The 22,552-nt window shown below is 56.8% G+C and carries 20 protein-coding genes; 4 read left to right on the top strand and 16 right to left on the bottom strand.

What is annotated here, in order from left to right; translation table 11 throughout:
• Positions 1 to 77: 77 nt before the first annotated feature.
• The 12 genes from ACQUWM_RS06925 to ACQUWM_RS06870 form a co-directional block, all read right to left on the bottom strand.
• Positions 78 to 1,100: a tetratricopeptide repeat protein gene (locus ACQUWM_RS06925; RefSeq protein ID WP_428921622.1), complete on the bottom strand. Its 1,023-nt coding sequence runs from the start codon at positions 1,098 to 1,100 to the stop codon at positions 78 to 80.
• A 2-nt stretch (positions 1,101 to 1,102) separates the two neighbouring features.
• Positions 1,103 to 2,122 carry a tetratricopeptide repeat protein gene (locus ACQUWM_RS06920; RefSeq protein ID WP_428921621.1) on the bottom strand — a complete coding sequence of 340 codons (1,020 nt, stop codon included), beginning with the start codon at positions 2,120 to 2,122 and terminating at the stop codon, positions 1,103 to 1,105.
• A gap of 2 nt (positions 2,123 to 2,124) precedes the next feature.
• Positions 2,125 to 3,117, bottom strand: a complete 993-nt coding sequence (locus ACQUWM_RS06915) for a tetratricopeptide repeat protein (RefSeq protein WP_428921620.1) — start codon at positions 3,115 to 3,117, stop codon at positions 2,125 to 2,127.
• Positions 3,118 to 3,120: 3 nt separating this feature from the next.
• The gene (locus tag ACQUWM_RS06910; protein WP_428921619.1) at positions 3,121 to 5,997 is read right to left on the bottom strand and encodes a hypothetical protein; all 2,877 of its coding nucleotides are present in this window, start codon (positions 5,995 to 5,997) and stop codon (positions 3,121 to 3,123) included.
• Positions 5,998 to 6,214: 217 nt separating this feature from the next.
• Entirely contained in the window at positions 6,215 to 7,063 is an 849-nt protein-coding gene (locus ACQUWM_RS06905; RefSeq protein ID WP_428921618.1) for a DUF4123 domain-containing protein, read from the bottom strand.
• 62 nt (positions 7,064 to 7,125) lie between these two features.
• The gene (locus tag ACQUWM_RS06900) at positions 7,126 to 7,611 is read right to left on the bottom strand and encodes a hypothetical protein (RefSeq protein WP_407002140.1); all 486 of its coding nucleotides are present in this window, start codon (positions 7,609 to 7,611) and stop codon (positions 7,126 to 7,128) included.
• A gap of 39 nt (positions 7,612 to 7,650) precedes the next feature.
• Complete coding sequence (locus ACQUWM_RS06895) at positions 7,651 to 9,780, bottom strand: type VI secretion system Vgr family protein (protein ID WP_428921617.1); 2,130 nt, start codon at positions 9,778 to 9,780, stop codon at positions 7,651 to 7,653.
• Positions 9,781 to 9,949: 169 nt separating this feature from the next.
• The gene (gene mmsB / locus ACQUWM_RS06890; protein ID WP_407001965.1) at positions 9,950 to 10,837 is read right to left on the bottom strand and encodes a 3-hydroxyisobutyrate dehydrogenase; all 888 of its coding nucleotides are present in this window, start codon (positions 10,835 to 10,837) and stop codon (positions 9,950 to 9,952) included.
• Positions 10,838 to 10,900: 63 nt separating this feature from the next.
• Entirely contained in the window at positions 10,901 to 11,986 is a 1,086-nt protein-coding gene (locus ACQUWM_RS06885; protein WP_428921616.1) for an enoyl-CoA hydratase/isomerase family protein, read from the bottom strand.
• Between the two features lies 1 nt (position 11,987).
• Positions 11,988 to 12,767 (bottom strand): enoyl-CoA hydratase, encoded by a 780-nt coding sequence (locus ACQUWM_RS06880; RefSeq protein WP_428921615.1) that lies wholly within the window; start codon positions 12,765 to 12,767, stop codon positions 11,988 to 11,990.
• A 53-nt stretch (positions 12,768 to 12,820) separates the two neighbouring features.
• Positions 12,821 to 13,987: an acyl-CoA dehydrogenase family protein gene (locus ACQUWM_RS06875; protein ID WP_407001968.1), complete on the bottom strand. Its 1,167-nt coding sequence runs from the start codon at positions 13,985 to 13,987 to the stop codon at positions 12,821 to 12,823.
• A 103-nt stretch (positions 13,988 to 14,090) separates the two neighbouring features.
• The gene (locus tag ACQUWM_RS06870; RefSeq protein WP_428921614.1) at positions 14,091 to 15,587 is read right to left on the bottom strand and encodes a CoA-acylating methylmalonate-semialdehyde dehydrogenase; all 1,497 of its coding nucleotides are present in this window, start codon (positions 15,585 to 15,587) and stop codon (positions 14,091 to 14,093) included.
• Positions 15,588 to 15,751: 164 nt separating this feature from the next.
• Here ACQUWM_RS06870 and ACQUWM_RS06865 point away from each other — a divergent pair, with 164 nt between their 5' ends.
• The 4 genes from ACQUWM_RS06865 (at position 15,752) to ACQUWM_RS06850 (ending at position 18,670) form a co-directional block, all read left to right on the top strand.
• Positions 15,752 to 16,624 carry an AraC family transcriptional regulator gene (locus ACQUWM_RS06865; protein ID WP_406988600.1) on the top strand — a complete coding sequence of 291 codons (873 nt, stop codon included), beginning with the start codon at positions 15,752 to 15,754 and terminating at the stop codon, positions 16,622 to 16,624.
• A gap of 167 nt (positions 16,625 to 16,791) precedes the next feature.
• Positions 16,792 to 17,220 carry an SRPBCC family protein gene (locus ACQUWM_RS06860; protein ID WP_407001970.1) on the top strand — a complete coding sequence of 143 codons (429 nt, stop codon included), beginning with the start codon at positions 16,792 to 16,794 and terminating at the stop codon, positions 17,218 to 17,220.
• A gap of 207 nt (positions 17,221 to 17,427) precedes the next feature.
• On the top strand, positions 17,428 to 17,796 hold the full coding sequence (locus ACQUWM_RS06855) for a hypothetical protein (protein WP_407001971.1): 369 nt from the start codon (positions 17,428 to 17,430) through the stop codon (positions 17,794 to 17,796).
• 151 nt (positions 17,797 to 17,947) lie between these two features.
• Positions 17,948 to 18,670 carry a YebC/PmpR family DNA-binding transcriptional regulator gene (locus ACQUWM_RS06850; RefSeq protein ID WP_428921613.1) on the top strand — a complete coding sequence of 241 codons (723 nt, stop codon included), beginning with the start codon at positions 17,948 to 17,950 and terminating at the stop codon, positions 18,668 to 18,670.
• A 64-nt stretch (positions 18,671 to 18,734) separates the two neighbouring features.
• Here ACQUWM_RS06850 and ACQUWM_RS06845 read toward each other — a convergent pair whose 3' ends face one another.
• The 4 genes from ACQUWM_RS06845 to ACQUWM_RS06830 all read right to left on the bottom strand — a co-directional run bounded on the left by ACQUWM_RS06845 (position 18,735) and on the right by ACQUWM_RS06830 (position 22,384).
• A complete protein-coding gene (locus ACQUWM_RS06845; protein ID WP_428921612.1) occupies positions 18,735 to 19,346 on the bottom strand; it encodes a CAP domain-containing protein in 612 nt (203 codons plus the stop codon).
• A gap of 254 nt (positions 19,347 to 19,600) precedes the next feature.
• Positions 19,601 to 19,951: an FHA domain-containing protein gene (locus tag ACQUWM_RS06840; protein ID WP_407001976.1), complete on the bottom strand. Its 351-nt coding sequence runs from the start codon at positions 19,949 to 19,951 to the stop codon at positions 19,601 to 19,603.
• 16 nt (positions 19,952 to 19,967) lie between these two features.
• Positions 19,968 to 20,729 (bottom strand): PP2C family protein-serine/threonine phosphatase, encoded by a 762-nt coding sequence (locus tag ACQUWM_RS06835; protein WP_428921611.1) that lies wholly within the window; start codon positions 20,727 to 20,729, stop codon positions 19,968 to 19,970.
• Entirely contained in the window at positions 20,729 to 22,384 is a 1,656-nt protein-coding gene (locus ACQUWM_RS06830) for a protein kinase domain-containing protein (protein ID WP_428921610.1), read from the bottom strand. The genes ACQUWM_RS06835 and ACQUWM_RS06830 overlap by 1 nt, the downstream gene beginning before the upstream one ends.
• Between the last annotated feature and the right edge of the window lie 168 nt (positions 22,385 to 22,552).

Raw genomic sequence — 22,552 nt, 5'->3', positions numbered from 1 at the left:
GTTACAGCCAAAGCTGGCGATGTGGAAAAGAGCAGCAACAGCCCGAAGCCCGAGCCATGGAGCGTCTCAAATAAATCTTACAGACCAAATTTCGGCAGGTAGTAGATAATCGGCGTATCCACCAACAACTCCTTAGACCGTTCCTTCGCCTCGGCCATGATTTCAGGCGTCAGATAATCCTGGTAGTACTCAATTAATTCCAGTGGCTCATCCTTGCCCTTCTCTCGATGCACCGCAAGAAGAATGGCGGCGCCCTCGACAGGGCGGGGCTTTTCGAAATGATATGAGATAGTCGGCGACATAATCTCGCCAATATCCGGCCCCATCATGATCTGAACACCGGCCTCGACAAGGGCATTGTAATGGTCGGTTTCTGCCATTTTCTCAATCCAGTAGCGTCCTTCTTCAAACTGCCCCTGCTCTCGGAGCTTGACGGCCAGTTTGCGCATGGCCGGAGGATACCCCTGCTTGGCAGAGGTCCGAAGCCACTTGATAATGTCTTCGCGACGGCCTTCTTCGGTCCAGTAAAAGCCCATTTCCCGCTGGTCCAACAGACCCGTCGCTAGCCAATACTGAGCAAACGCATGGCCATTCTCGGCAGCCCGCTTTACCCACTCAAACCCCTCATCCCGGTCTCCACCAATGCCAGCAGCAAGAGCTACAGCCATCATCGCTTCGGTGTCACCAGCTTCGGCCTTCGGGAGTGCGAATTCCACGGCCCGGTCCAGCCATTCTTCGCGATCATAGTCGCAGTCTCTGAGAGTGCCGCACATTTTGCCTTTTTGGCCCAATCGCAGCATGGCGTAAACCTCACCACCCTCGGCAGCCTGGCGATAAAACTGCTCAGCTTCCGCGGTCATGTAGGTATACCGTTTACGGAGAATCTCACCGACCCAATACGCTGCCTCTGCATGTCCGAGTTTTGCGGCTTTTTCTAAAGGGGTAATAGCAACCGCACCGTAACGTTGTTGGTAATGCGTATAGCCTTCCTTAAATAAGGCTTCCGCTCTTTCCTGATCGGTTTGGGCAAAGACTGGAAGGGCGGAAAAGATTAGTAAAAACAGCCCGAAAACTCGGGCCGAAGAGCGCTTCAAAACCATCCCTACATTCCAAATTTCGGCAAGTAGTAAATGATCGGCGTATTGACCAATAACTCCTTCGAGCGCTCCTCTGCTTCGTCCATGATTTCCGGAGTCAGGTGATCTTGGTAGGACTCAATTAACTGCATTGGCATGTCCTTACCCTTTTCACGGTGCAGGGCAAGGAGAAGTGCAGCACCTTCGACAGGGCTAGGGTGTTTGAAATGGTATGAAAAATCCGGTGACATTACCTCAGCAACATCCGGCCCCATCATAATCTGGCCACCTGCCTCTAAAAGGGCATCGTAATAGTCAGTTCCCGCCATTTTCTCAATCCAGTAGCGTCCTTCTTCAAATTGCCCCTGCTCTCTCAGCTTAACAGCCAGTTTACGCATTGCTTTGGGGAACCCCTGCCTGGCTGAAGCCCTTAGCCACTTCAGCATGTCTTCTCGGCGTCCGCTTTCTGTCCAGTAAAAGCCCATCTCCTGTTCGTCCAGTAGAATGGCCACCCAATACTGGGAAAACGCATGACCGCCTTCTGCGGCACGTTGGATCCACTCCCAGGCCGCATTCTTATCGCCTGCAACCCGGTAGATTGAATAAACCGCCTTCATTGCTTCCAAATCTCCCGCTTCGGCCTTCGGAAGCGCAATCTCCTTTGCCCGGGCGAGCCACTCCTCACGGTCATAATCACAGTTCCTGAGGGTGCCGCACATTTTGCCCTTCTGGGCTAACCGCAACATGGCGTAAACATCGCCCCCATCTGCTGCCTGTCGGTAAAACTCTTCGGCCTCAGGTGTAATGTAAGTCGAATTCCGGCGAAGGATGTTTCCTGCGTAATAGGCCGCCTCGGCATGGCCCAGTTTTGCCGCTTCCTTGAACTTGGCGAAGGCATTCGGGCTGTAATTCTTCTGATATAGAATATAGCCCTCCTGAAACAGCGCCTCTGCTGTTTCTAGGTCGGTTTGGGCTAAGACCGGGAATCCGGCAAAGAGCAGTAAAGATAACCCGCAAATCCGGGCAAGAGAGCGTCCCGAAAACATCCTTACATACCGAACTTCGGCAGGTAGTAAATAATCGGCGTATCAACCAGCAGTTCTTCAGCTCGCTTTTCCGCTCTGGCTATATCTCTGGCGCTCATATCAGCCCTGTATTGTTCAACAAACTCTTTAACTTCGGACTTGCCCATTTGCCGATGTAATGCCATTAGCATGGCCAAGCCCTCTACCGGCCTAGTCTCTGGGTAGCGGAACATCCCGTCTGGTCCGTCCAAAAGAATCAACCCATAGTTAACAAGGGCGTTATAATAATCCGTCTGCCCCATGCGACCGACCCACTCATTGGCCTCCTCGAACCGGCCGTCTTCCTTCAACTCCACTGCCAATTTCAGGATGGCCTTGGGAAAACCTTGCTCGGCTGACGCCCGGAGCCATTTGCGAACGTCTTCCCTTCGGCCCTTTTCGGTCCAATAGAAACCCCTGTCTTGCTCGTCCAGCATGACCGCCATCCAGTATTGGGCAAAGGCATGGCCATTTTCTGCCGCACGCTCAACCCATTCGTAATCCTTATCCGAGTCCCCGCCAATGGCGTAAGCTGAGGATAAGGCCATCATGGCCTGAGTATCACCAGCCTCTGCCTTCGGCAGTGCAAACTCCTTTGCGCGATCCAGCCACTCTTCACGGTCATAATCGCAATCCCTGAGAGTGCCGCACATTTTGCCCTTCTGGGCAAACCGCAACATGGCATAGACTTCTCCGCCCTCTGCAGCCTGAAGGTAAAACTGTTCGGCCTCAGCGGTCATGTAGGCATATCGCTTACGAAGAATTTCACCGACCCAGTATGCTGCTTCTGCGTGCCCGAGCTTTGCGGCTTTTTCTAAAGGGGTAATAGCAACCGCACCGTAACGTTGTTGGTAAAGCGTATAGCCTTCCTTAAATAAGGCTTCCGCTCTTTCCTGATCGGTTTCGGCTGAAACCGGGAATACGGAAATCAGCAGCAACAAAAGCCCGCAAATCTGAGAAAGCGAGAGTTTTGACATAATTTAAACCTGCCCCATAAGATGTAAGCTGAACTTTCTACGCAACTTCTTGTATTTTTGATATCGCTTACTATCAATTGGCAATGTAAACCCCCTCCCCATAAACTCATCCAATCTGCCCACATTATCCCGCGCAAACTGCTTTGGCTCCTCCAGCGGTTTAGTTCCTTGAGAATTCATACGAGTGACCGACTCCTCAAACTGCCGCTGGATGCGATTCGGCGCCGGATCCCGATACGACTCTGGTTGAACCAGTTCAGACTCGCCCATCCATTCTAAGCATTGCAGGATCGATATTTGTTGGCGTTTCAGCATTTCCTCTGGAGACCTCCGCTCTCCATCTTGCCCCTCAAACTCAACCGGTTCAGCCACAAGGTTGTGCAACATGGGGCCGATCGCTTCGGGCTGCAGCCCTATGAACCAGGATTTGTATTCTTCCAACGATACCCTTGGCCGGTCATCAGAGGCCTCACGATTACCTTCTGCAATTTCAACTGCTTCACTGATACTCGCAGCCACGATCCCGGCATTTTCGCTGCTGTGGAAGTTTCTGTAGACCTTTTCAACAAAGTCATAGGTTTGCGCCGCGAGGAACGATATGTTCAGAGCCGCGGAAAGCCGCAGGTTCATCAGCATGCTCAGATACTCAAACGCACCGTCGTCAATCCAGTAAACGCGACGGTATCCGTTATCATGCAGTTCCTGCTGCAAGACGCGCATCAACATGGGGATGACATCAAAATCCAGCTCAAAACCGAAGGCCATGCCACCCCCAAGGCCCGCCACCAGGCGGCCTTTGGCGTGGAAGACCAGCCGCTTGTTGCTCATCCCAATCTTGATTTCTCCCGTGGCACCAAGGCCAGCGGCACCGACCAACTCATCACGGAGCACACCCAGGGTGATCCACTCGGGGACCTCTTCACCCAATCGGCGCCATTTCTCGGACTTTCTGAGCCGCTGAGGAATGGACCATTTCATTTCGGTACGCGTCATCTTCCCCGCCTGAGCCCCAACAAAGGCTTCGAATTCGGCTCCGCTAACCTCTCGTTTATCCCGGTCTACACCCGTGAGCTTTATGCCCTCTCCCTTGACCGCCTCAACGCCTACAGTGCGACTCATCAGCAAGCGGGCCCCAACGAATCCCCAGCACTTGGCGTCAACTTCACAGTAGAACCGCCCCAGATCCAGCTCCCCGCTGCCCCCGAGATTCCGGTAGGGTATGCGGATTGATTCGGCTTCCTCCGGTTTCGGCAGTTTCAGAGAGAGCAGATCCACATGCCCCTGCCTGTACGTCAGGTTGGCGCCAATTCTGGCCTCGCCCAGAGTAAACCCTGCCTTTGGTGCGCCGTTCTTCATGCTAATCTCGGGTTCACTGGCCGGGCCGCTAACGCCCGTCAGCACTTCCACTTTTAAGTTGTTCTGCAGTTCCTGCCCCAGTTCGCCAGTAATACCACTGGATAGCAGCCTGACAAACTGCCCGGTGTAGCTGTCATCAAAACTCATGAGATGACGCTTCGCTTCGGATTCAAACATAAATGCCCGGAGATGGGCGCCCCAAGCATCAAGCTCCGCGGAATTATACTGCTCCAGGACGCCTTCATCTTTGATGTCGTGGAAGAACCGGTCAGGCTGGAATAGTCCCTGGCGGTCGAACCAGTATTCCTGGAGTGGGTATTTTTTCGCACCTTGATCCGTTAACAGTTTCTCCAGAGCTTCATCCTGACCCGGCTTTTGGGCAGTTTTGAGAGACAGGGCGATATCGAAGGATGATTCGGGGGTCTCCGACGTACTCAGTCTTTCCTGGCCACCAGGCAAGTCCAAGAGGGAAAAATGTTGTAGTTCAGAGTTACCTCCTGGCCGGGAGAATTCTCGAAGGGGAACCCCGGGACGCACCAGCGCCCTATAGGGGGGCGTGTTGTATTCGGCCGGGTTCCAGATGAACAGTTTCGGGGGTGACATGCCATTAGCCTGCTCTTCGGCACGGCACCGCAGTGCTTTCTGCTTCTCCTGGCGGGTCTCAATTTTGTGCTGGTATTGCAGAATTTCCGGGGCCGGCGCGGGGCCATTCAGACCAATTACACTAAGCCAGGCCGAACCATGTTCTTTCATATCCTCAGTAAGCTGTTCGATTTCCCATTCAAGCAACCGAAGGTCGGTCATATCCAAAATCCCGTCCTTCACTTGGCGCTGACCATTCGCCAACGCATATTCAGGCGCTGCAATACCGACATTCGCAAGATCCAGCACCGCATCGGCATAGTCCCGCATCTTGCCTTCCAGCTTGTTCAGCTCCCTCAGGTACTGTTCGACCTTCTGGATGTCCGGTGTCTCCTTTCGCCACTCATACGCCATAAGCTCCCGGTTCAGACGGCAAGTGTTTACGAAGATGGCGGCCACCGTTTCGTTGGACAATTCGTCCTCTTCAAAATCCTTTCGAGCTTCCAGGTAGGCCGACAGCATTTTTTTGATGCTCCGCTGCTCCGGTGAGAACAGTTCTTGCTCCACCACATGGAAACCAGCTTCCCGGGCAGCCTCTAATCCTTGATCCTGAAGGTCCATCAATCGGCCGGTCCGATTCTCTTTCTTCGCCCGGATAGCCTCCTTACGATCATCCAGTCCCTGCCGGGTTTGATGCCATTGCGCCTTTTCTTCAATGCCATTGGCATAGTACGCCTCGTCAGAAGAAAGCGCCTTCACCCGTTGGCGATAAGCCTTTTCCTCCTTTTCCAACTCCTGATCCAGCCTTTGTATCTGCCGGTCGGCATCCCGGTTCTGGTTGAGCAATTCGTCCCACTCGGATTGCTCCGCAGGGGGCAAAAAGCTTTTCGCGGAAGCGGGCAGGAACAGATCCGTCAGCCCCGCCTTCTCAAGTTCGGACATCCGTTGTTCCAGGGTCTCCCTTGATGCAGCAGCCTTGAGGCGGGCGGCACTGGTTTCCATCTTGTCGAGAACGTTCTGCGGGAGCACCCAGAAACTGCGATGCCCGGTTACGTAGACCACCGTGGCGTTTTTGCATTGCTGGCAGTCTTTCGCCTCGGATTGGCTTGAGGTCTGATCTGCTTCAGAGACCTTGGAAGGAGGAAGTTGCGCCGGGGCATCAGTCGACATGAGCTACAGTCCTTTGTTCGTTTTCCAAATGAGTCAAGATCTGGCTGGGTGATAATCCCTGATCACTTGCCAGTTGTTGCCAGTTCGTGGATTCCGTTAGCGGAAAGCCTGCCTGGATCGCCAGCCTTACCCAGCGCTCCTGGTCGGCGAGCAGAGTCACCCCTGATTCGTTCGCGGATTTAATTTCCGCCAGAACAAATTGTTCCGGGTCCGGTCCGGGAATATGGGGCCGATAATAGTCCGTCAGCGAAGCGGCAAACTGGGCAAGACGTGCCTCATCCATTGCCTCCAGCTGCGCCCTACCGAGCACAAGCGGCTGTTCTGGCTCCGGCCAGTCGGCGAATTGTGATTCCGTGGTCACCCACCATTGGCCATCGTGACACCAGCACCATTGGGAAGCGCCCATTAGTTGATAACGCTGGTTAGGCTCCAGTACCTTAAGAAGGGGGCCGAGTGAGCGCGGATCGTAGAAGCGGAATACAGATGGCTTTCCATCCAGCGAGGTGATAACGAGTGAGCGAAGGTGGCTCCCCATTGCCGCCAGGCTGACATCTGGCGCAGAGATTAACATGCCCAGGTAGTCCAACTGATAGCGCTCGATCAGCGTCTCACGAAAAACCTGTGAGTCTCTAAGCTCAATCAGTATGGGACCTGTAGACCAGTTGCTTGCCAGTTCGGTCCCTTGGTAAAGGGGGATCCAGGGCATATCACTCGAGTCGAAATGACTGTATAGCCATCCCAGCAGTTGGCCTTCATCTTTCTGGGCCAGGTCCAATATGGCGAAGTCCGTATTCTCTGGTTTTTCAGTTCGTTGGAATATCGACTCAATTATAGTCATGGAGTATTCGCGGTCCGTCGCTATTTCAGTATTCGGGGTGTTAGTGGCCAATTGTTAGCGGCTCACTGGGGTTTCATTTTATAAATCCAGCCGTCATACATTTCCCAAAGCTGACCATTCACTAGCTCAAGATTAATCGAGGGCTCATCGGTAACATCGTAAACATGCAAGACTTTAATAGAAGTTCTATTCGACCCAACCCCGTAAAAGTTGCTCCAGCGATTGACGGCCACTTCTCCTTCATTTGGCAACAGGTAACAAGCCAACTCATAAGATGGATTCGAAATAACAAAATCCCTGACTTTAAAAGTTTCACGCTCAACAATAACCTTTTTGCCTATACGGTCTTTGGCTAAAGACTCTGTAGTCAACCCTCCACCATACTTAACCACGTCAAAGATTTTGTAACTTGAATATAGGTCATTCAAAGAAATTTCCGCACAAGAAGACCTAGTTTTATTGTCGTCAACCGCAAAACAACCTGCAGAGTTTAAACTCAGCATGAGAACCAAAAAATATCTGACCATCAATAATTTCTCGGCCTGCAAGCTACCACTGTCCGTATACAGGCGATGCCCCTAGGGGTTTCAACTGTGCTCGTGAATAACACATTGTCCACTGCTATCAAACTCGCATCCAGACACAACGGTACTTCCAGCTTTGGCAACCCGAGTGAGCACATCAGATGTCAGGGCTGAAACGCCCGAAAATGAAATATTATCGGTAGTAGCGGCTCCCCGTGTACCCGTAGTAGCCAATTGTATCGGGGCATTGTCTGGCTGTACTTGGCCAGCAAGCATGGCCGGTTGGTCGGGTACCTGTGCCGAAGCCCCGGTACCACTCCCCGGCCCACCCCCGGAATTCATCTTCACCATCGGCCCTGAAACGGTCACGCCACTAGGGTCCACTTTCACAAAACTACCACCAGCCTTCAGCGTCACTTCAGCACCCGCTTCGATCACAATTTTCATACCGGCTTTATGGTGGATCTCGCTGCCGGCTTCGATGAGCTGGTTCTTGCCCTGTTTGCTGTGGTGGCTGCCGTTGGCAGTGAGGCTGTAATCGCCGCCGATCTGTTCCCGGTGTTCGCCATTCACTGTGGCGTGGTCGTTACCCTTAACATGGGAAAAGCGGTTGTTCTCGACCGTTTGGTGGCTGTCGTTGTTGATGACTTCGGTGCGGTTGTTTTCCGTCAGCAGGTCCAGATCTTTCTGGGCGTGGACGTAGATCTGCTCTTTGTCTGCCTCGTCCTCAAATCTGAGTTCGTTGCTACCCTCGCCCTTGTGGGTCTGGGTTTTCAATGTGGTTCGGGTCTTGTGTTCCGGCAGCGCGTACGGCGGCGTGTTGGTGGCGTGATAGGTTCTTCCGGTAATAATCGGCTGGTCCGGGTCGCCGTCCAGGAAGGAGACGATGACTTCGTGGCCGATTCTCGGCAGGGCCATGAAGCCGTACTGGCCGCCGGCCCAGCCCTGGCTGACCCGCAGCCAGGCGCTACTGTGTTCGTCGTTCTTGCTGTATCTGTCCCACGGAAACCGCACTTTCACCCGGCCGTGTTCGTCGCAATGGATCTCTTCGCCTTCCGGACCGGTGACGATGGCGATCTGCGGGCCGTCCATTCTGGGACGGCGTTTGATTTGTGAGCGCCAGGTGCGGTCGGCGGGGATCGCATTGAAGCTATTGCTGTAACTGGTGGGCTCGGAACCACCTTCTTCTTCCAGCGCCTGGGGCTGTTTGCCGGTGTGGGTGATGGCGGTCAGCAGCCATTCCCGGTTCAGGGCTTCGCTGTCGTGGTCGGTCAGGGCCACTTTGGCGCCGGCGGTGAAGTCGGCGCGGTTGCTCTTGCCACTGGCGGTGCTGGCGTCGTTTCTCAGGGCGTCCAGCCGGGCTTCGGTGAAGGGCTGGCCGCTGGCGTCCTGTTTGAAGCGGCCGGGGTAGTCGTAGTGCTGGTAATCCTCGCGGTGCTGGACATCACCCGCGGCACTGTCGTGCATCAGGGCATAGGCCGGGTTCCTGAAGGTGTAATCCTTCATCGCCACGGCACTGGCGCGGACCCGCTCCTGGTGGGCAAAACGGAACACGCAGGGGGTTTGGGTGCTGCCGCCGGCCTTGCCGTTGTAAGTCACGGATTCCAGCCTGGGGGCGTCGCCGTGGTGATCGGCGATGATCAGGGCCGGCTGTTCTTCACCGTCGACGGAGCCGTGATGGTAGCGGTAATGCCAGCCTTCCTCGGCGGCCAGTCTCTCTACGAAATCCAGATCGCTTTCCCGGTGCTGGACGCAGTATTCCCGTTCTTCCGGGTTACGCTTGAGATCGAACACGGTATCGACGATGCCCCGCTCTTCCAGCAGGGTGCGCACGATGGCGTCGGTGGTCTGGGTCTGGAAGATGCGGCTGTTGTGCATCAGGCCCAGACGCCACAGCGGGGGCTGGATGATGAGTTCGTAGCGGGTGCGGCGGTGGCCGGCATCACCGCGGGCGAATTCGTTGACCACACCGGTGAAACGCCGCAACGGCGCGCCGTCCTGCCAGACCACCAGGTCCACGGCCTGTTCCAGTACATCGGCTGCCGCTACCGACGGGTCGGTGCTGGCCAGCTCAAGCTTGCCGTAAAACAGCTCGGAAAGGTTCTCGGTCAGCTCAAAGCCGACAACGGAAAAGTGATCAGAGGAAAATCCGCCAATGGTGGCGGTGAACTGCAGTCCGCTTGCCTGGGGCATATCTTCAATCCTTGAAGGTATGGTGAAGTCCTGAATCGGACAGCTATCTGGCAACCCACTCCGTGGTTAACCCGTCCGATTTTCGATTGCAGGAAAACTACCAGCACTGGCCCTGAAAATCCAGTAACCAGTGCCGGAATTGAGGAGGATGCCCTCCTTGCACCGGAGTTTACTCCGGCTTGTACAGGCGCTGGATGCTGGAGAAATCCAGCGCGCCGTTGCCCTGCCCGGCGTGAAGCTCGAACAGATTGCGGGCCAGGGAGCCCATGGGGATGGCAGCGTGGTTTTTGACAGCGTTGTCAAAGGCGAGCCCAAGATCCTTGTTCATCAGGTTCACCAGGAAACCGCCCTCATAGCCACGGGATGCAGGAACGCCTTCCATCACTCCCGGCCATGGGTTGTACACGTTCAGTGCCCAGTTACCACCGGAGCTCTGCTTCATTATTTCGGACAGAACGGCAGGGTCCAGTCCGTTTTTTACGCCCAGCGCCAGCGCTTCGCTGGTGCCTGCCATCAGGATCGCCAGCATCATGTTGTTGCAGATTTTGGCCACCTGGCCGGAGCCGTGCTCACCAGCGAGGAAGATGTTTTTGCCCATGGCCTCGAGAATCGGCTTGGCCTTGTTGAAGGTCTCTTCCGCGCCGCCGCAGATGAACGTCAGGGTGCCGGCCTTGGCGCCACCAACGCCACCGGACACCGGGGCATCGATGAACGGAATGTCGCGGGCTTTGGCTTCTTCGGCCACACCACGGGCGGTTTCTGGCGCAATGGTGGATGAATCAATCACCAGGGTTCCTGCCGGCAGGTTGGCCAGCAGGCCATCGTCACCCAGGTACACCGTTTCCACGTGCTGACCGGCGGGTAGCATGGTAATCACGCATTCGGCGCCCCTGGCCGCTTCGTGGGCGGTGTCTGCGGATTTCGCGCCTTCGGAAACCAGTGTTGCGACGGCGTCCTTCGACAGGTCAAACACGGTGACGTCATGTCCCGCCTTGACCAGGTTGCTGGCCATGGGGCCGCCCATGTTGCCCAGTCCGATGAAGGTAATCGTTGCCATATCTCTTCCCCTTTCTTGTTGTATTCAGTCAAACGGGCCGGCGCTTTATGCCGGCCTGCCTAGCTATCGAGTGAAAAAGTCGTCGATCCAGGCGCTGTCCATTTCCGACACCGAGGCATAGCGCCAGCGGGGCTGCTGATCCTTGTCGATCAACAGCGCGCGGATACCTTCGGCAAACTCGCCCTTTGTCAGGCAGTTGCGGGAGATCGTCAGCTCCTTGTCCAGAACTTCCTTCAGGCTGTCGTGGCGAACGTTGTTCAGGTGTCGCCAGCACAGCGCCAGAGAGGTGGGCGAAGCCGTTGCCAGCGACTTGGTCGCCTTGGCCAGCCAGCCGTTGCCACCGGACAACTCGTTCAGCTGGGCGATGATCTCTTCGAGTGTGTCGGCATCCGTCACCCGGTTGATGTCATCGAAGTGGTTGCGTACCGGCGATTCCGGTCGAGCATCGGCGCTTTGCTGTTCGAACTGCCTCAGCACGCTGCTGACCACGGCGTAACTGTCCTCGTTCTGCCAGTTCCGCTGTTTCAGGGCGTCCACCACCCCGGCTTTCAGATCGTGCCGGATGAAGCGGTCCGCCAACCCGACAAACAATGCGTCCGCGCCATTCATTCGGGCGCCGGTCAGGCCCAGGAACAGACCCGTGCGGCCCGGTGTGCGGTTGAGAAACCAGCCGGCAGCGACGTCCGGATACAGACCGATGCTGCTCTCCGGCATGGCCAGTTTGGAGCCCTCGGTGACCACCCGGTGGGACGCGCCCGCCATGATCCCCATACCGCCACCCATGACAATGCCATGGCCCCAGCACACAATGGGCTTGGGAAAGGTATGGATGAGGTAGTCCATTTCGTACTCTTCCTCGAAGAAGGTGGCGCCCTCACTCGCTCCTGCCCCGGCATCCTTGGGCTCAGTCATGCTGCGGTACAGGGCCACGATGTCGCCACCGGCGCAGAATGCCTTGTCGCCCTCAGCTTCCAGCCACACCGCACAGATACTGCTGTCTTCCGCCCAGCGCTTGAGCTGCGGCGTCAGCAGCCGGATCATTTCCAGAGACAGGGAGTTGAGTGCCTTCGGCATGTTTAGCCGGGCCACGGCGATGTGACTGCCGTCGGCCGTGGGCCACTCTTCGAAAACCATCGCTTGACCAGTCATATCAACGGTTCTTCCATTCCGGTTTGCGCTTGTCCAGAAAAGCGTTCACGCCTTCTTTCTGGTCCTCGGTGGAGAACAGCTCGATGAACAGTTCCCGTTCCATGCGCCAGCCATCATCATGGCTGCGGCCATCACGGGCGCTCATCACCAGTGTCTTGCAACGGGCAGTCGAGGACGGACTCTGTTTGCAGGCCATCTCCGCCAGTTCCAGTGCTTTGTCCAGTCCCTGACCGGTAGGCACCACCTCTTCCACCAGTCCGATCTGCAGGGCCTTGTCCGCCTTGACCCGTTCGCCGCACAGAATCATCCGCTTGGCCCAGCCTTCACCCACCAGCCAGGGCAGGTTCTGGGTGCCACCGGCGCAGGGCAACAGGCCAACACCGGCTTCCGGCAGCGCCATTTGGGCATGCTCTTCGGCAATGCGGATGTCACAGGCCATGGCACATTCAAGGCCGCCGCCCATGGCATAACCGTTCACCGCGGCAATGGATACACCACGGAATCCGGATAATGCCGCAAAGGCCTCACCAAACGCCTGGGCCATCTCGTTGGCACGGGCTATGTCGCCGTCAGCGAAGGACTTCAGGTCAGCGCCTGCGGAGAAGAACTTCTCCCCCTGACCAGTCACCACCAGGGCAAAAATGTCACGGTCTTCGTTCAGTTCACGGATGGTTGCCGTCAGCGCCGCCAGGGACTCTTTGGTCCAGGTATTCGCCGGCGGGTTGTTGATGGTCAGTACCGCAATGTGTCCGCGTTTTTCGAGCTGAATCAGATCGCTCATGGATCTCTCCTTATTAATTGGCTCCGCGCCTTATTGAATAGCTTCCGCAACTCTTATTGGATCGCTTCCGCAACACCGTCATCCAGCAATCGGCGGGCGACAATCAGGCGCATGATTTCGTTGGTGCCTTCCAGAATCTGGTGTACCCGCAGATCCCTCAGGTAACGCTCCAGCGGATATTCACGGATATAGCCGTAGCCGCCGTGCAGTTGCAGGGCATCGTTCACCACATCAAAACAGGCGTCGGTGGCGAACCGCTTGGCCATGGCACAGTGCAGCGTCGCTTCGGGGTCACCGCTGTCCAGCTTGAAAGCCCCCAGGCGCACCATCTGCCGTGCCGCCACCAGGTTGGTACCCATATCGGCCAGTTTGAATTGCAGGGCCTGAAACGCCGCCAGGGGTTTGCCGAACTGCTCGCGCTCATGCATGTAGTTGCGAGCCCGCAGAAGTGCCGCCTGGGCGCCGCCCAGCGAGCACGTGGCAATGTTCAGGCGACCGCCATCAAGTCCTTTCATGGCGATGGCAAACCCATCACCCTCGTTCCCGACCCGGTTGCTGGCAGGGATGCGAACGTTCTCAAGGCTGATCATGCGGGTGGGCTGACTGTGCCAGCCCATTTTCTCTTCGTTCTTACCGTAGGAAATGCCGTCGGCATCGGCGGGAATCACAAAGGTGGATATGCCTTTGGAGCCGGAATCCGGGTCACCGGTACGGGCCATCAATACCAGGATATCGGTAGCGCCGGCGCCGGAGATAAACACCTTGCTGCCATTGATAACATAGCTGTCGCCATCCCGGACGGCCTTGGTCCGCAAACTGGCCGCATCAGACCCGGCGCCGGGTTCGGTCAGGCAGTAGGATGCCAGCCACTCACCAGTGGCAAGTTTCGGCACAATTTCCTGTTTAAGGTCGTCCGAGGCAAAGCTGGCAACCATCCAAGTGGCCATGTTATGGATGGTGATAAAGGCTGCAGTGGATGGGCAGGCCGCGGCCAACTCTTCCACGATTACCGAGGTGTCCAGCCGTGAAAGCCCCATTCCGCCGAGGGCTTCCGGTGTGTACAGGCCCATGAAGCCCATTTCGCCAGCTTCTTTCAGTACATCTTTCGGAAAGATGTGCTCGTCGTCCCATTGGGCAGCATGGGGCGCCATGGATTTCTCCGCGAACGCCCGGGCCGCCTCACGAAACGCTAGCTGGTCTTCAGTCAGGTTAAAGTCCATCGTTACGCTCCAGTCTGAGAGGCTTGTTGTCAGTGGGAGAAACTTTCTGTGCCACTACAGGGCCGGAAACGGGTTCCGGCCCAAACACCCACCTTCAACGCTGTTAACGCAGCTGGATCGAGAAGTTCGCTTCGGACGTCGCTGTCGCCTCTTTGGAGAACCAGCGGGAAGTCACGGTCTTGGTCTCGGTATAGAAACGCACCGCCTGCTTGCCGTAGGCATGCTGATCACCGTAGAACGAGCCTTTCCAGCCGGTGAAGGAGAAGAACGGCAGGGGTACCGGAATGGGAATGTTCACACCCACCTGGCCCACATCGATCTCGTGCTGGAAGCGACGGGCGCACCCGCCGGAATTGGTAAAGATCGACACACCGTTGCCGTACGGGCTGTTGTTGATCAGCTCGATGGCTTCACCCAGGCTGTCCAGTTCCACGCAGGACAGCACCGGCCCGAAGATTTCCTCGTTGTAGATGTCCATGTCCGGGGTCACGCCGGAGAACAGTGTCGGGCCAATCCAGTTACCATCGGGCAGACCGTCAACGCTGCAGCCACGGCCATCCAACTGCAGCTTGGCGCCCTGGGCTTCACCGGTGGCTATCAGGGATTCAATACGATCCTTGGCCTTGGCGCTGATGACCGGGCCGTAGCTGGCACCGGAATCGTTCCAGGCGCCCGGACGAGCCTTCGCCATGGCCTCCTTCAGTTCCGGAATCCACTCCTGTGCTTCGCCCACGAACACCGCCACGGAAATCGCCATGCAACGCTGCCCGGCCGCGCCAACAGAGGCGCCCACCAGGGCATTGATCACCTGCTGCTTGTCGGCATCCGGCAGGATCACCATGTGGTTCTTGGCGCCAGCGAAGCTCTGTACACGCTTCATATTGCGGGTACCGGTTTCGTAGATGTATCGACCGACCGGCACGGAACCGACGAAGGACACTGCCCTGATGGCCGGATCGGTCAGCAGTACGTCGACCTGTTCCTTGCCACCGTGGACCACCTGCAGAACGCCCTTGGGCGCGCCGGCTTCCTCAAACAGTTCAGCCAGGCGCATCGGTGTCATCGGGTCCTGCTCGGACGGCTTCAGGATAAAGGTGTTACCGCAGGCAATGGCCATCGGGAACATCCACAGCGGGATCATCGCGGGGAAGTTGAACGGGGTAATACCGGCACAGACACCCAGCGGCTGGATCCAGGAATGGGTATCCACTTCCCGCGCCACGTTCTCGACCGTCTCGCCCATCATCATGGAAGCCACGTTGGCGGCGTGCTCCACCACTTCAATGCCACGCCAGACATCGCCCTTGGCGTCGTCAAAGGTTTTACCGGTTTCCTTGGACAGAATTTCGGCAATCTCGTCGTGGTGCTCTTTCAGCAGCGCCTGGTAGCGCAGCATGACCCGGGCACGCTCGGAGACTGGCACTTCCTTCCAGGTCTTGAACATTTCGCTGGCGCTGTCGATGGCCTTTCGCATTTCCACGTCGGTCGTGCACGGGGCCTTGGCGATCACTTCGTTGGTCGCGGGATCCGTGACATCAATCCATTCACTGGCCTGGCTCTGAACAAATTCACCTGCAAGATACAGTGGTACGTTCTTCATCGTATGTTCCCTGCTTGTTGTTGTACGGGTGGGAGCCGCCCGACCTACAGGTGGACGACCATGTTTTAATTGATGCTAGCACAGGAATTCAGACTGCACCGATTGACTAAATTTCGTTCGTGATGGATTATCTTTCGATCACGCACCAATAAATCGGCACGTCCATGACTCAGACCTCCCAGTGGCCGGTACCGGCAGACAGCATCCGTTATGTGGTTCCCGCGCCAATCATACGACTATTGTCTACCTATCCACTCACCCGGGACCTGTACCCGCTGGCGTTTGGCCACTATCGGCGGGCCACGGGGCATCACATGCACCGGGAGCACCACCACGACAATCTTTTGATTTACTGCACCGAAGGCCAGGCCTTCCTCAATGTCGAGGGAGAAGCTTATACCGTGGAAGCTGGCGACCTGTTGTTACTACCCGCCGGCGCGTCCCACCGCTACACCGCTGACCCGGACAATCCATGGACCATTCACTGGGTGCACTACACCGGGCCACTGGCAGAGGATTTCCGCCATTACATGGGATTCGACAACACCCGGATACGACACCTGGGCCGCCAGCCACGACTGCTGGTGGACTTCAACGGCTTGCTGTCTGTGCGGCAGACGGGGTTTCGCACCCGGGGCCTGATCCACGCGGCCAACCGACTCCGCCAGTTACTGGCCGCCGTGCCACTGAATGCCGACGAAACCAGCCATGAACGCAAGACGGAGCTGGATACCATTCACAGTTATATGAGGGAGCACCTGGACGAGCGGGTATCACTGGAGCAGTTGGCCGACCTTGCGGGCCTGTCTCCGGCCCACTTTGCCACACGCTATCGGGAACAGACCGGCACCTCCCCCATCCAGCACTTCCTGCACCTGAAGGTGGAGCGGGCCTGCCAGATGCTGGACACCACCAGCCTGAGTTTTGCCGATATCAGCCGGCGCCTGGGATATGACGATTCCTATTACTTCTCGAGACTGTTCAAAAAAGTCATGGGGCAGTCCCCGAGAGACTACCGGCACACCAGCCGGCACTGAGGGCCGGAGCCCCGGCACCGTGCGATTCAGGCCAAGGTTCGGTCCGCCGGCATCTACGACTTTTGTTGTAGCCTCCGGAACGATAGGCTAGTGTCCATTGACAATAGTTTGTCGGATTACGGCTCCATCTAATCCGACAGCAACTTTTTATAAGAAAGAGCGACTCCATGGCCATGTATACCATTGAAATAGATGAAACCTTTGACGTACCCCGAAACCGGGTTTTTGCACTGTTCGCCGACCACGGCCGCTTTGGTAAACTGCTGGGCGCACCGGTCAAGCGCATCCAGGACAGCGACCAGGCCGACCCCAACGGCATCGGCTCGGTGCGCAAAATCGGCATTGGTCCACTGAGCCTGGAAGAGACCGTGATCGGCTTCGAGCCGGACTCTCTGATTGAATACACCATCACCAGCATGAGCCCGATCCGTAACCACATGGGCCGCATCCGCTTTGAGGATGCCGGTGAAGGCGTAACGCGGGTGAACTACACCATCACCTTCGAGGACATTGTTCCCTTCACCGGCAAGGTGGTCAGTGCCGCACTGGAACAGGGTATCCGCAAAGGTATCAAACGCGTACCCAAACTGGCGTAACCAGGCGCTCAGGCGGCCGGCCACTGCCGGCCGTAAGTAGTATCCGCATTGTCATATCAGGCCTCCAGATCTATCCCCACTATTCTTTTCCTGCAACACCTGTGTACAGTTGTACACACAATAGAGCGCGGCCAGGAAGGCCCGTAACAAAAAAGCACCCATAGGGTTCCATTTTTTGTTTGTTTCTCTGAATAAGGAGGCTCAACTATGAGCATCAACACAAATCGTTTGATTGGTTTGACCCAGGAACGGGCGATTGAACTGAAAACCGGCGTCACTGACCTGCACGTTGGCTGGCAGAATGAATACAGCCAGCAGGAACAGAAGGACCCCATGGGACACAATCACCGGGCGCCAGTCGTAACCTGGAAAAAAGACGACGTGACTTACCAGTTCGTCCCCAGGCTGGTATTCCGGGTCAATGTGACCGAAACACCGTGGATCAGACGGGTTCTCGGAATGACTGACGATCCCGCCTACATCGTCGACAAGGAAGAGCTCACCACGGCCATCGAGCACCAGTTGCTGAGCCGGGGCCGGGAAAACCTCAACCAGAGGGAAGCCGCCGAGGCGTAATCCCAGGTGGCACACTAAGGGGGACAGCAGGGTGATGCTGTCCCCCTTTTCATCACTTCCCGCCGTCCTGACTCCTCTACAAGAAAGCTGTAACCCGATCCGTTTGTTGGGTAGAATCCGACCCTTTCCGAACGATCAATGAGGCAGTGCAATGGGCAGAGCCTATCAAAACCGCAAAGATTCCATGGCCAAGACGGCCGCCGCAAAAACCAAGGTCTATAGTAAATACGGGCGCGAGATCTACATGTCAGCCAAGTCCGGCGGCACCGACCCGGACGGCAACCTGTCCCTGCGTGGACTGATCGACCGTGCCAAGAAAGATCAGGTGCCGTCACACGTCATTGACAAGGCGCTCGAAAAAGCCAAGGGTGGCGCCGGTGAAGACTATTCCCCGGCCCGCTACGAAGGCTACGGCCCCGGCAATTGCATGGTGATTGTAGATTGCCTTACCGACAATCCGAACCGCACCTTCGGTGATGTTCGCCTCGCGTTCACCAAGACCAAATGCAAAATCGGGACCCCTGGCGCCGTTGCCCACATGTTCGACCACTGCGCCATCTTCGCCTTCAACGGCGACGACGAGGAAGCAGTATTGGAAGCGCTGATGGACGCCGATGTGGACGTCACGGATATCGAAAACGAGAACGGCCTGATCACCGTGTTCACCCCCAACACCGAATACGCCAAGGCCAGACAGGCGCTGGTGGATACCATCGAGGACATTGATTTCGAGGTGGACGAAATCCAGTTCCTGCCCAAGACTTCCACACCGGTGGAAGGTGATGATGTGGCGATGTTCGAGAAGTTCTGCGACATGCTGAATGACCTGGACGATGTCCAGAACATTTATCACAACGCGGAATTGCCCAAGTAAACACAGGGCCACAAAAAAGCCCCGCTGATCTCACGAGCAGCGGGGCTTTTTTATGTCTGACCGGTTATCGCGGCGTTGCGAACACCTGGGTCCAGTAGTTTTCGTAATCGGCGCCGGTGGCGTCCACCCGATCAACCGCGAATTGGCTGAAACGGGAATCCATGATGTTACGACAGTGTCCCGGGCTGTCCAGCCAAGCCTGAACAACGGTATCCACATCGTCATAGCCGGCGGCAATATTCTCACCGACAACCGACCACTCGTATCCCGTTGCCGTCACCCTGGCGCCCACACGCAGACCGTCGGAACCTGTGTGACTGAAGAAATTGTGGTCAGCCATATCATTACTGTGATGAGTGGCCGCGCCTTCAATCGGGCAGTTGTATGTCAGCGGTTCGGCGGCGGCAAACTGCTCTGATCCACAGCTTCGGGCCGAAGCACGGGCGGCATTCACCTTTTCAAGCATGTCAGCCTGATACTGGTCCACCTCGCATCCGGCGATCACTACGGTCTCAGCGCCTCCGGTCTGAGTTTCCTGAGAGATTTCGGAGTCATTGGCCACCGCCGAGGAACGACCGCTGTCCGAGGAGCTGCTGCTTCCGCCGCCCCCTCCGCCACAGGCTGTCAGGAATACCGCAGACATCAAAAGCGCAGGAGCCGCCAAATAACCGTTCATAAATCACCACAATTCGCGTCAATAATGTGGTGAATATACAGAAGAGACTCGACGGTGTGTGTGACATGTGCATAAGAACTACAACACATTACAAAGGCTTACCGCACGGATATAGACACCAGCAGCCTGCTTACACATGACACAATAAGACAAGGGCACGGCGGGCACACATCCACGGGAACAGCCATGCAACAACCCGGAGGCCACCGGGCTGATTTCGCGATTCGCGGAACTTGCGGTGAGGGACTGGGCCGTCAGTCCAGTATGTAGGCGGTTTTTTCGAGGGCGTTTTCGTTCTCGTCAACAAAACGGAACTCATTCCAGCCGATACGGACAACGTCGTGACTGTTGAGGCGCTGGCGCTCATCAATGCGGATTTCGTTGACGAATGTGCCGTTAGTGCTGTCGCTGTCGGTGATGTAGTAGTCCACGGTTCCCTCAAGGTAGACATTGGGGACGGACTCAATCACCGCATGGTGACCACTGACGGAAATTTCGTCGATGCGAATGTCATTGTCGGCCTTGCGGCCGATGCGAATCTCCGGCTGATTCACTTCAAACGTGTTAACCACCACGTTATCAACCAGCTGTGAAAGTGATGCCATACTACAGGCTCCTCGGCTAGATCAGGGTCAATACAACAACGGAAACATTATCAGCAGCCTGGTTATCCAGACTGGCGGCGACCAGCGCTTCCACCGCGCTTTGCGTGCGCTCATGCTTCTCCAGGATGCCCGGCCATTGCTGGTCCGGCAGGGCATTGGTCAGGCCATCGGAACACAGCAGCAGCCTGTCTCCGCAACCTACTTCAAGACACTGGCAACTCGCCTCCACCGACGTCGAAGCGCCCAGCGCCCGGGTCAGTACGTTACGGAAGGGCACGTACGGTGCATCCGCTTCGGTAATACTGCCATCGTCCAGCATGTTCTGGACCACGGTGTCATCGCGGGTGAGACAGTCGACATGACCGTTGCGCAGCAGGTAGCACCGGGAGTCGCCCACGTGGGCAATGTGGGCTTTGCCGTCAATGACCCACGCCATCACCAGGGTTGTCCCCATCTTGTCCAGGCTGTCATTGCCTGCCCGGCCGGCGATGATACTGTCGTTGGCGCGAGTCACACTGTCCCGGAGCATCATGGCGATGGTGTCGTCCCCCACGTTCGCGTAACTGGAGGCCGGCTCCGCCAGCCTGGGCGCCATCGAACCCAGCACGGTGTCCACCGCCAGCCGGCTGGCAATTTCCCCGCCATAATGTCCACCCATACCATCAGCGACCAGCAGCAATGCCTGGCGCCCATCGTGACTCAGGCGCCAGGCCACCACGTCCTGATTGGAGCGGCGGGCAGTGCCGATGTCACTGAGACCGGAAATATCGTAGAGCATCAGGATGCTTCCTCTCTTGCTTCCCGTACCGCGAGCCGGCGCACCGCTTCCGCCATGTCAGCGGCACTGGCAAATCGCTTGTCGGGGTCCCGCTGAATGGCCTTGTTGATCAGGCGCACCACACCGTTGGACAACTCCGGATTATACTCCCTCACACTCCGTGGTCGCCTGTTCAGAATCTGGTATGTCAGGCTGGCAAGGGTGTCTCCCTGATACGGCGTCTCACCGCTGACCAACCGGTACAGGGTGACCCCCAGACTATAGATATCAGACGCGCCCGACACCTTCTGCCCCTTCAACTGCTCGGGTGACATGTACAGGGGACTGCCCATCACACTGCCGGTTCGGGTGCGGGAATCATCGGCGATTTTCGCGATACCGAAATCGGTAATCTTCACCTCGCCACTGTCTGGATTGTAAATAATGTTCCCCGGCTTGATATCCCGATGCACGATCTTCCGGGCATGGGCATATTCCAGAGCATCCGCCACCCGGGCCACGATATCCAGCGTGGTGGCCAGCGGCAGCAACCCCCCTGCCCGGCCAAAATCACTTAAGGGACGGCCCTGAGCATAATCCATGGCAATGTAGGCGAGATCCGTTTCCTCGCCCACATCATAGACTGTCACAATGGCCGGGTGATTCAATCGTCCGGCGGCTTCGGCCTCACGGAAAAAGCGTGCTTTGAGGTCGGCCAGTTCTTTTTCCTCGAACGCCTGATAACCGAGGGTTTTGATTGCTACGGTTCGGGCAATACGGGGATCCTTTCCCAGGTAGACCACACCCATGGCACCCCGGCCTATCTCCCGCTCGATCTCATAACGACCAAGGGTTGGACGGCTGACCGCACTCTCCGGCATAACCAGGGTCCGGGTACTGTCAAAGTGGCCGGCAGTGAATCCACCGCCACCCCCTTGCAGACTCTCCAGTGCCGCCAGACGGTCACGCGCGTCCCGGAAAGCTTTCCGGTGCCGCAGTATGTCGCGGTATGACACCACTGCTTTGTCGTAATGACGTTTGCGCTCCTGCTGCAGCGCGATCTCGTATTGCAACTCCAGTCGCTCCACCGAGACAGGACATTCATCAAGCGCTGCCAGCGCCTCGTCCGTATTTCCCTGCTGCAGCAGGACCTTCCCGAGCCGGATTCGTGCGGCCCGCACATTCTCTGTCAATGCCCGCACCTCCCGGTGAGGTTGCAGCCAGAACAACATGATCAGATACCCGCCAAGCAGTAGCGTTACGACTTCGCCCAGCGGCAACCAGGTACTGCGGTAGAACATGAAACCCGCCTGCACGACCACCAGCGCGCCGGCGATCAGCAGCGTCACCGGGAGCGCAACCGACGCACCCATGGCGGGCACGGCCAACACCAGATAAAGCGCAGCCGCCATCAATCCAGCCCGCAACGTCATTGCCGACCAGTAGGGCTCTGACAGGCCCCGGTTTTCCAGGGCGGTGACGAAGGCTTCCGGGCGCAGATCCTGCATCAGGACGGGGGCTGCTGCGGACGAGCTACCCAACAGGCTGAAGAGTACCTGGTCCACCCAGGCGAGTATCGGCAGATGATCCCCCGCCACAGCGAAAATCAGCGCCAGCAGTACCACCAGTACTCGGAGGCTGAAACAGCGGGAACCTAGATATGCAATTGCGTTCACAGGCGTTATTGTCGTAACTGATTGATCTGACAAGTGTAGAAATACCTGGCCCAAGGCGATAGAGGCACAGGGGCAGTTTTTTGTAAGTGTTTGTTGGCCTGGGACGACCATCACGTGTGACAGAGCACGGTCACGCAGGGGGAAGAAAGACGAATGGGCACTGAGTGC

This window comes from Marinobacter sp. DUT-3, assembly GCF_050379435.1.
GTDB lineage: Bacteria > Pseudomonadota > Gammaproteobacteria > Pseudomonadales > Oleiphilaceae > Marinobacter.
The sequence above is the reverse complement of the archived record's forward strand: the minus strand, read 5'-3'. Positions and strand labels throughout refer to the sequence as shown.

Bases quoted from the DNA above. Each gene is read 5' to 3' on its own strand.
- ACQUWM_RS06925 (WP_428921622.1), bottom strand. From the start codon at position 1,100: ATGGTTTTGAAGCGCTCTTCGGCCCGAGTTTTCGGGCTGTTTTTACTA.
- ACQUWM_RS06920 (WP_428921621.1), bottom strand. From the start codon at position 2,122: ATGTTTTCGGGACGCTCTCTTGCCCGGATTTGCGGGTTATCTTTACTG.
- ACQUWM_RS06915 (WP_428921620.1), bottom strand. From the start codon at position 3,117: ATGTCAAAACTCTCGCTTTCTCAGATTTGCGGGCTTTTGTTGCTGCTG.
- ACQUWM_RS06910 (WP_428921619.1), bottom strand. From the start codon at position 5,997: ATGTCCGAACTTGAGAAGGCGGGGCTGACGGATCTGTTCCTGCCCGCT.
- ACQUWM_RS06905 (WP_428921618.1), bottom strand. From the start codon at position 7,063: ATGACTATAATTGAGTCGATATTCCAACGAACTGAAAAACCAGAGAAT.
- ACQUWM_RS06895 (WP_428921617.1), bottom strand. From the start codon at position 9,780: ATGCCCCAGGCAAGCGGACTGCAGTTCACCGCCACCATTGGCGGATTT.
- mmsB (WP_407001965.1), bottom strand. From the start codon at position 10,837: ATGGCAACGATTACCTTCATCGGACTGGGCAACATGGGCGGCCCCATG.
- ACQUWM_RS06885 (WP_428921616.1), bottom strand. From the start codon at position 11,986: ATGACTGGTCAAGCGATGGTTTTCGAAGAGTGGCCCACGGCCGACGGC.
- ACQUWM_RS06880 (WP_428921615.1), bottom strand. From the start codon at position 12,767: ATGAGCGATCTGATTCAGCTCGAAAAACGCGGACACATTGCGGTACTG.
- ACQUWM_RS06875 (WP_407001968.1), bottom strand. From the start codon at position 13,987: ATGGACTTTAACCTGACTGAAGACCAGCTAGCGTTTCGTGAGGCGGCC.
- ACQUWM_RS06870 (WP_428921614.1), bottom strand. From the start codon at position 15,587: ATGAAGAACGTACCACTGTATCTTGCAGGTGAATTTGTTCAGAGCCAG.
- ACQUWM_RS06865 (WP_406988600.1), top strand. From the start codon at position 15,752: ATGACTCAGACCTCCCAGTGGCCGGTACCGGCAGACAGCATCCGTTAT.
- ACQUWM_RS06860 (WP_407001970.1), top strand. From the start codon at position 16,792: ATGGCCATGTATACCATTGAAATAGATGAAACCTTTGACGTACCCCGA.
- ACQUWM_RS06855 (WP_407001971.1), top strand. From the start codon at position 17,428: ATGAGCATCAACACAAATCGTTTGATTGGTTTGACCCAGGAACGGGCG.
- ACQUWM_RS06850 (WP_428921613.1), top strand. From the start codon at position 17,948: ATGGGCAGAGCCTATCAAAACCGCAAAGATTCCATGGCCAAGACGGCC.
- ACQUWM_RS06845 (WP_428921612.1), bottom strand. From the start codon at position 19,346: ATGAACGGTTATTTGGCGGCTCCTGCGCTTTTGATGTCTGCGGTATTC.
- ACQUWM_RS06840 (WP_407001976.1), bottom strand. From the start codon at position 19,951: ATGGCATCACTTTCACAGCTGGTTGATAACGTGGTGGTTAACACGTTT.
- ACQUWM_RS06835 (WP_428921611.1), bottom strand. From the start codon at position 20,729: ATGCTCTACGATATTTCCGGTCTCAGTGACATCGGCACTGCCCGCCGC.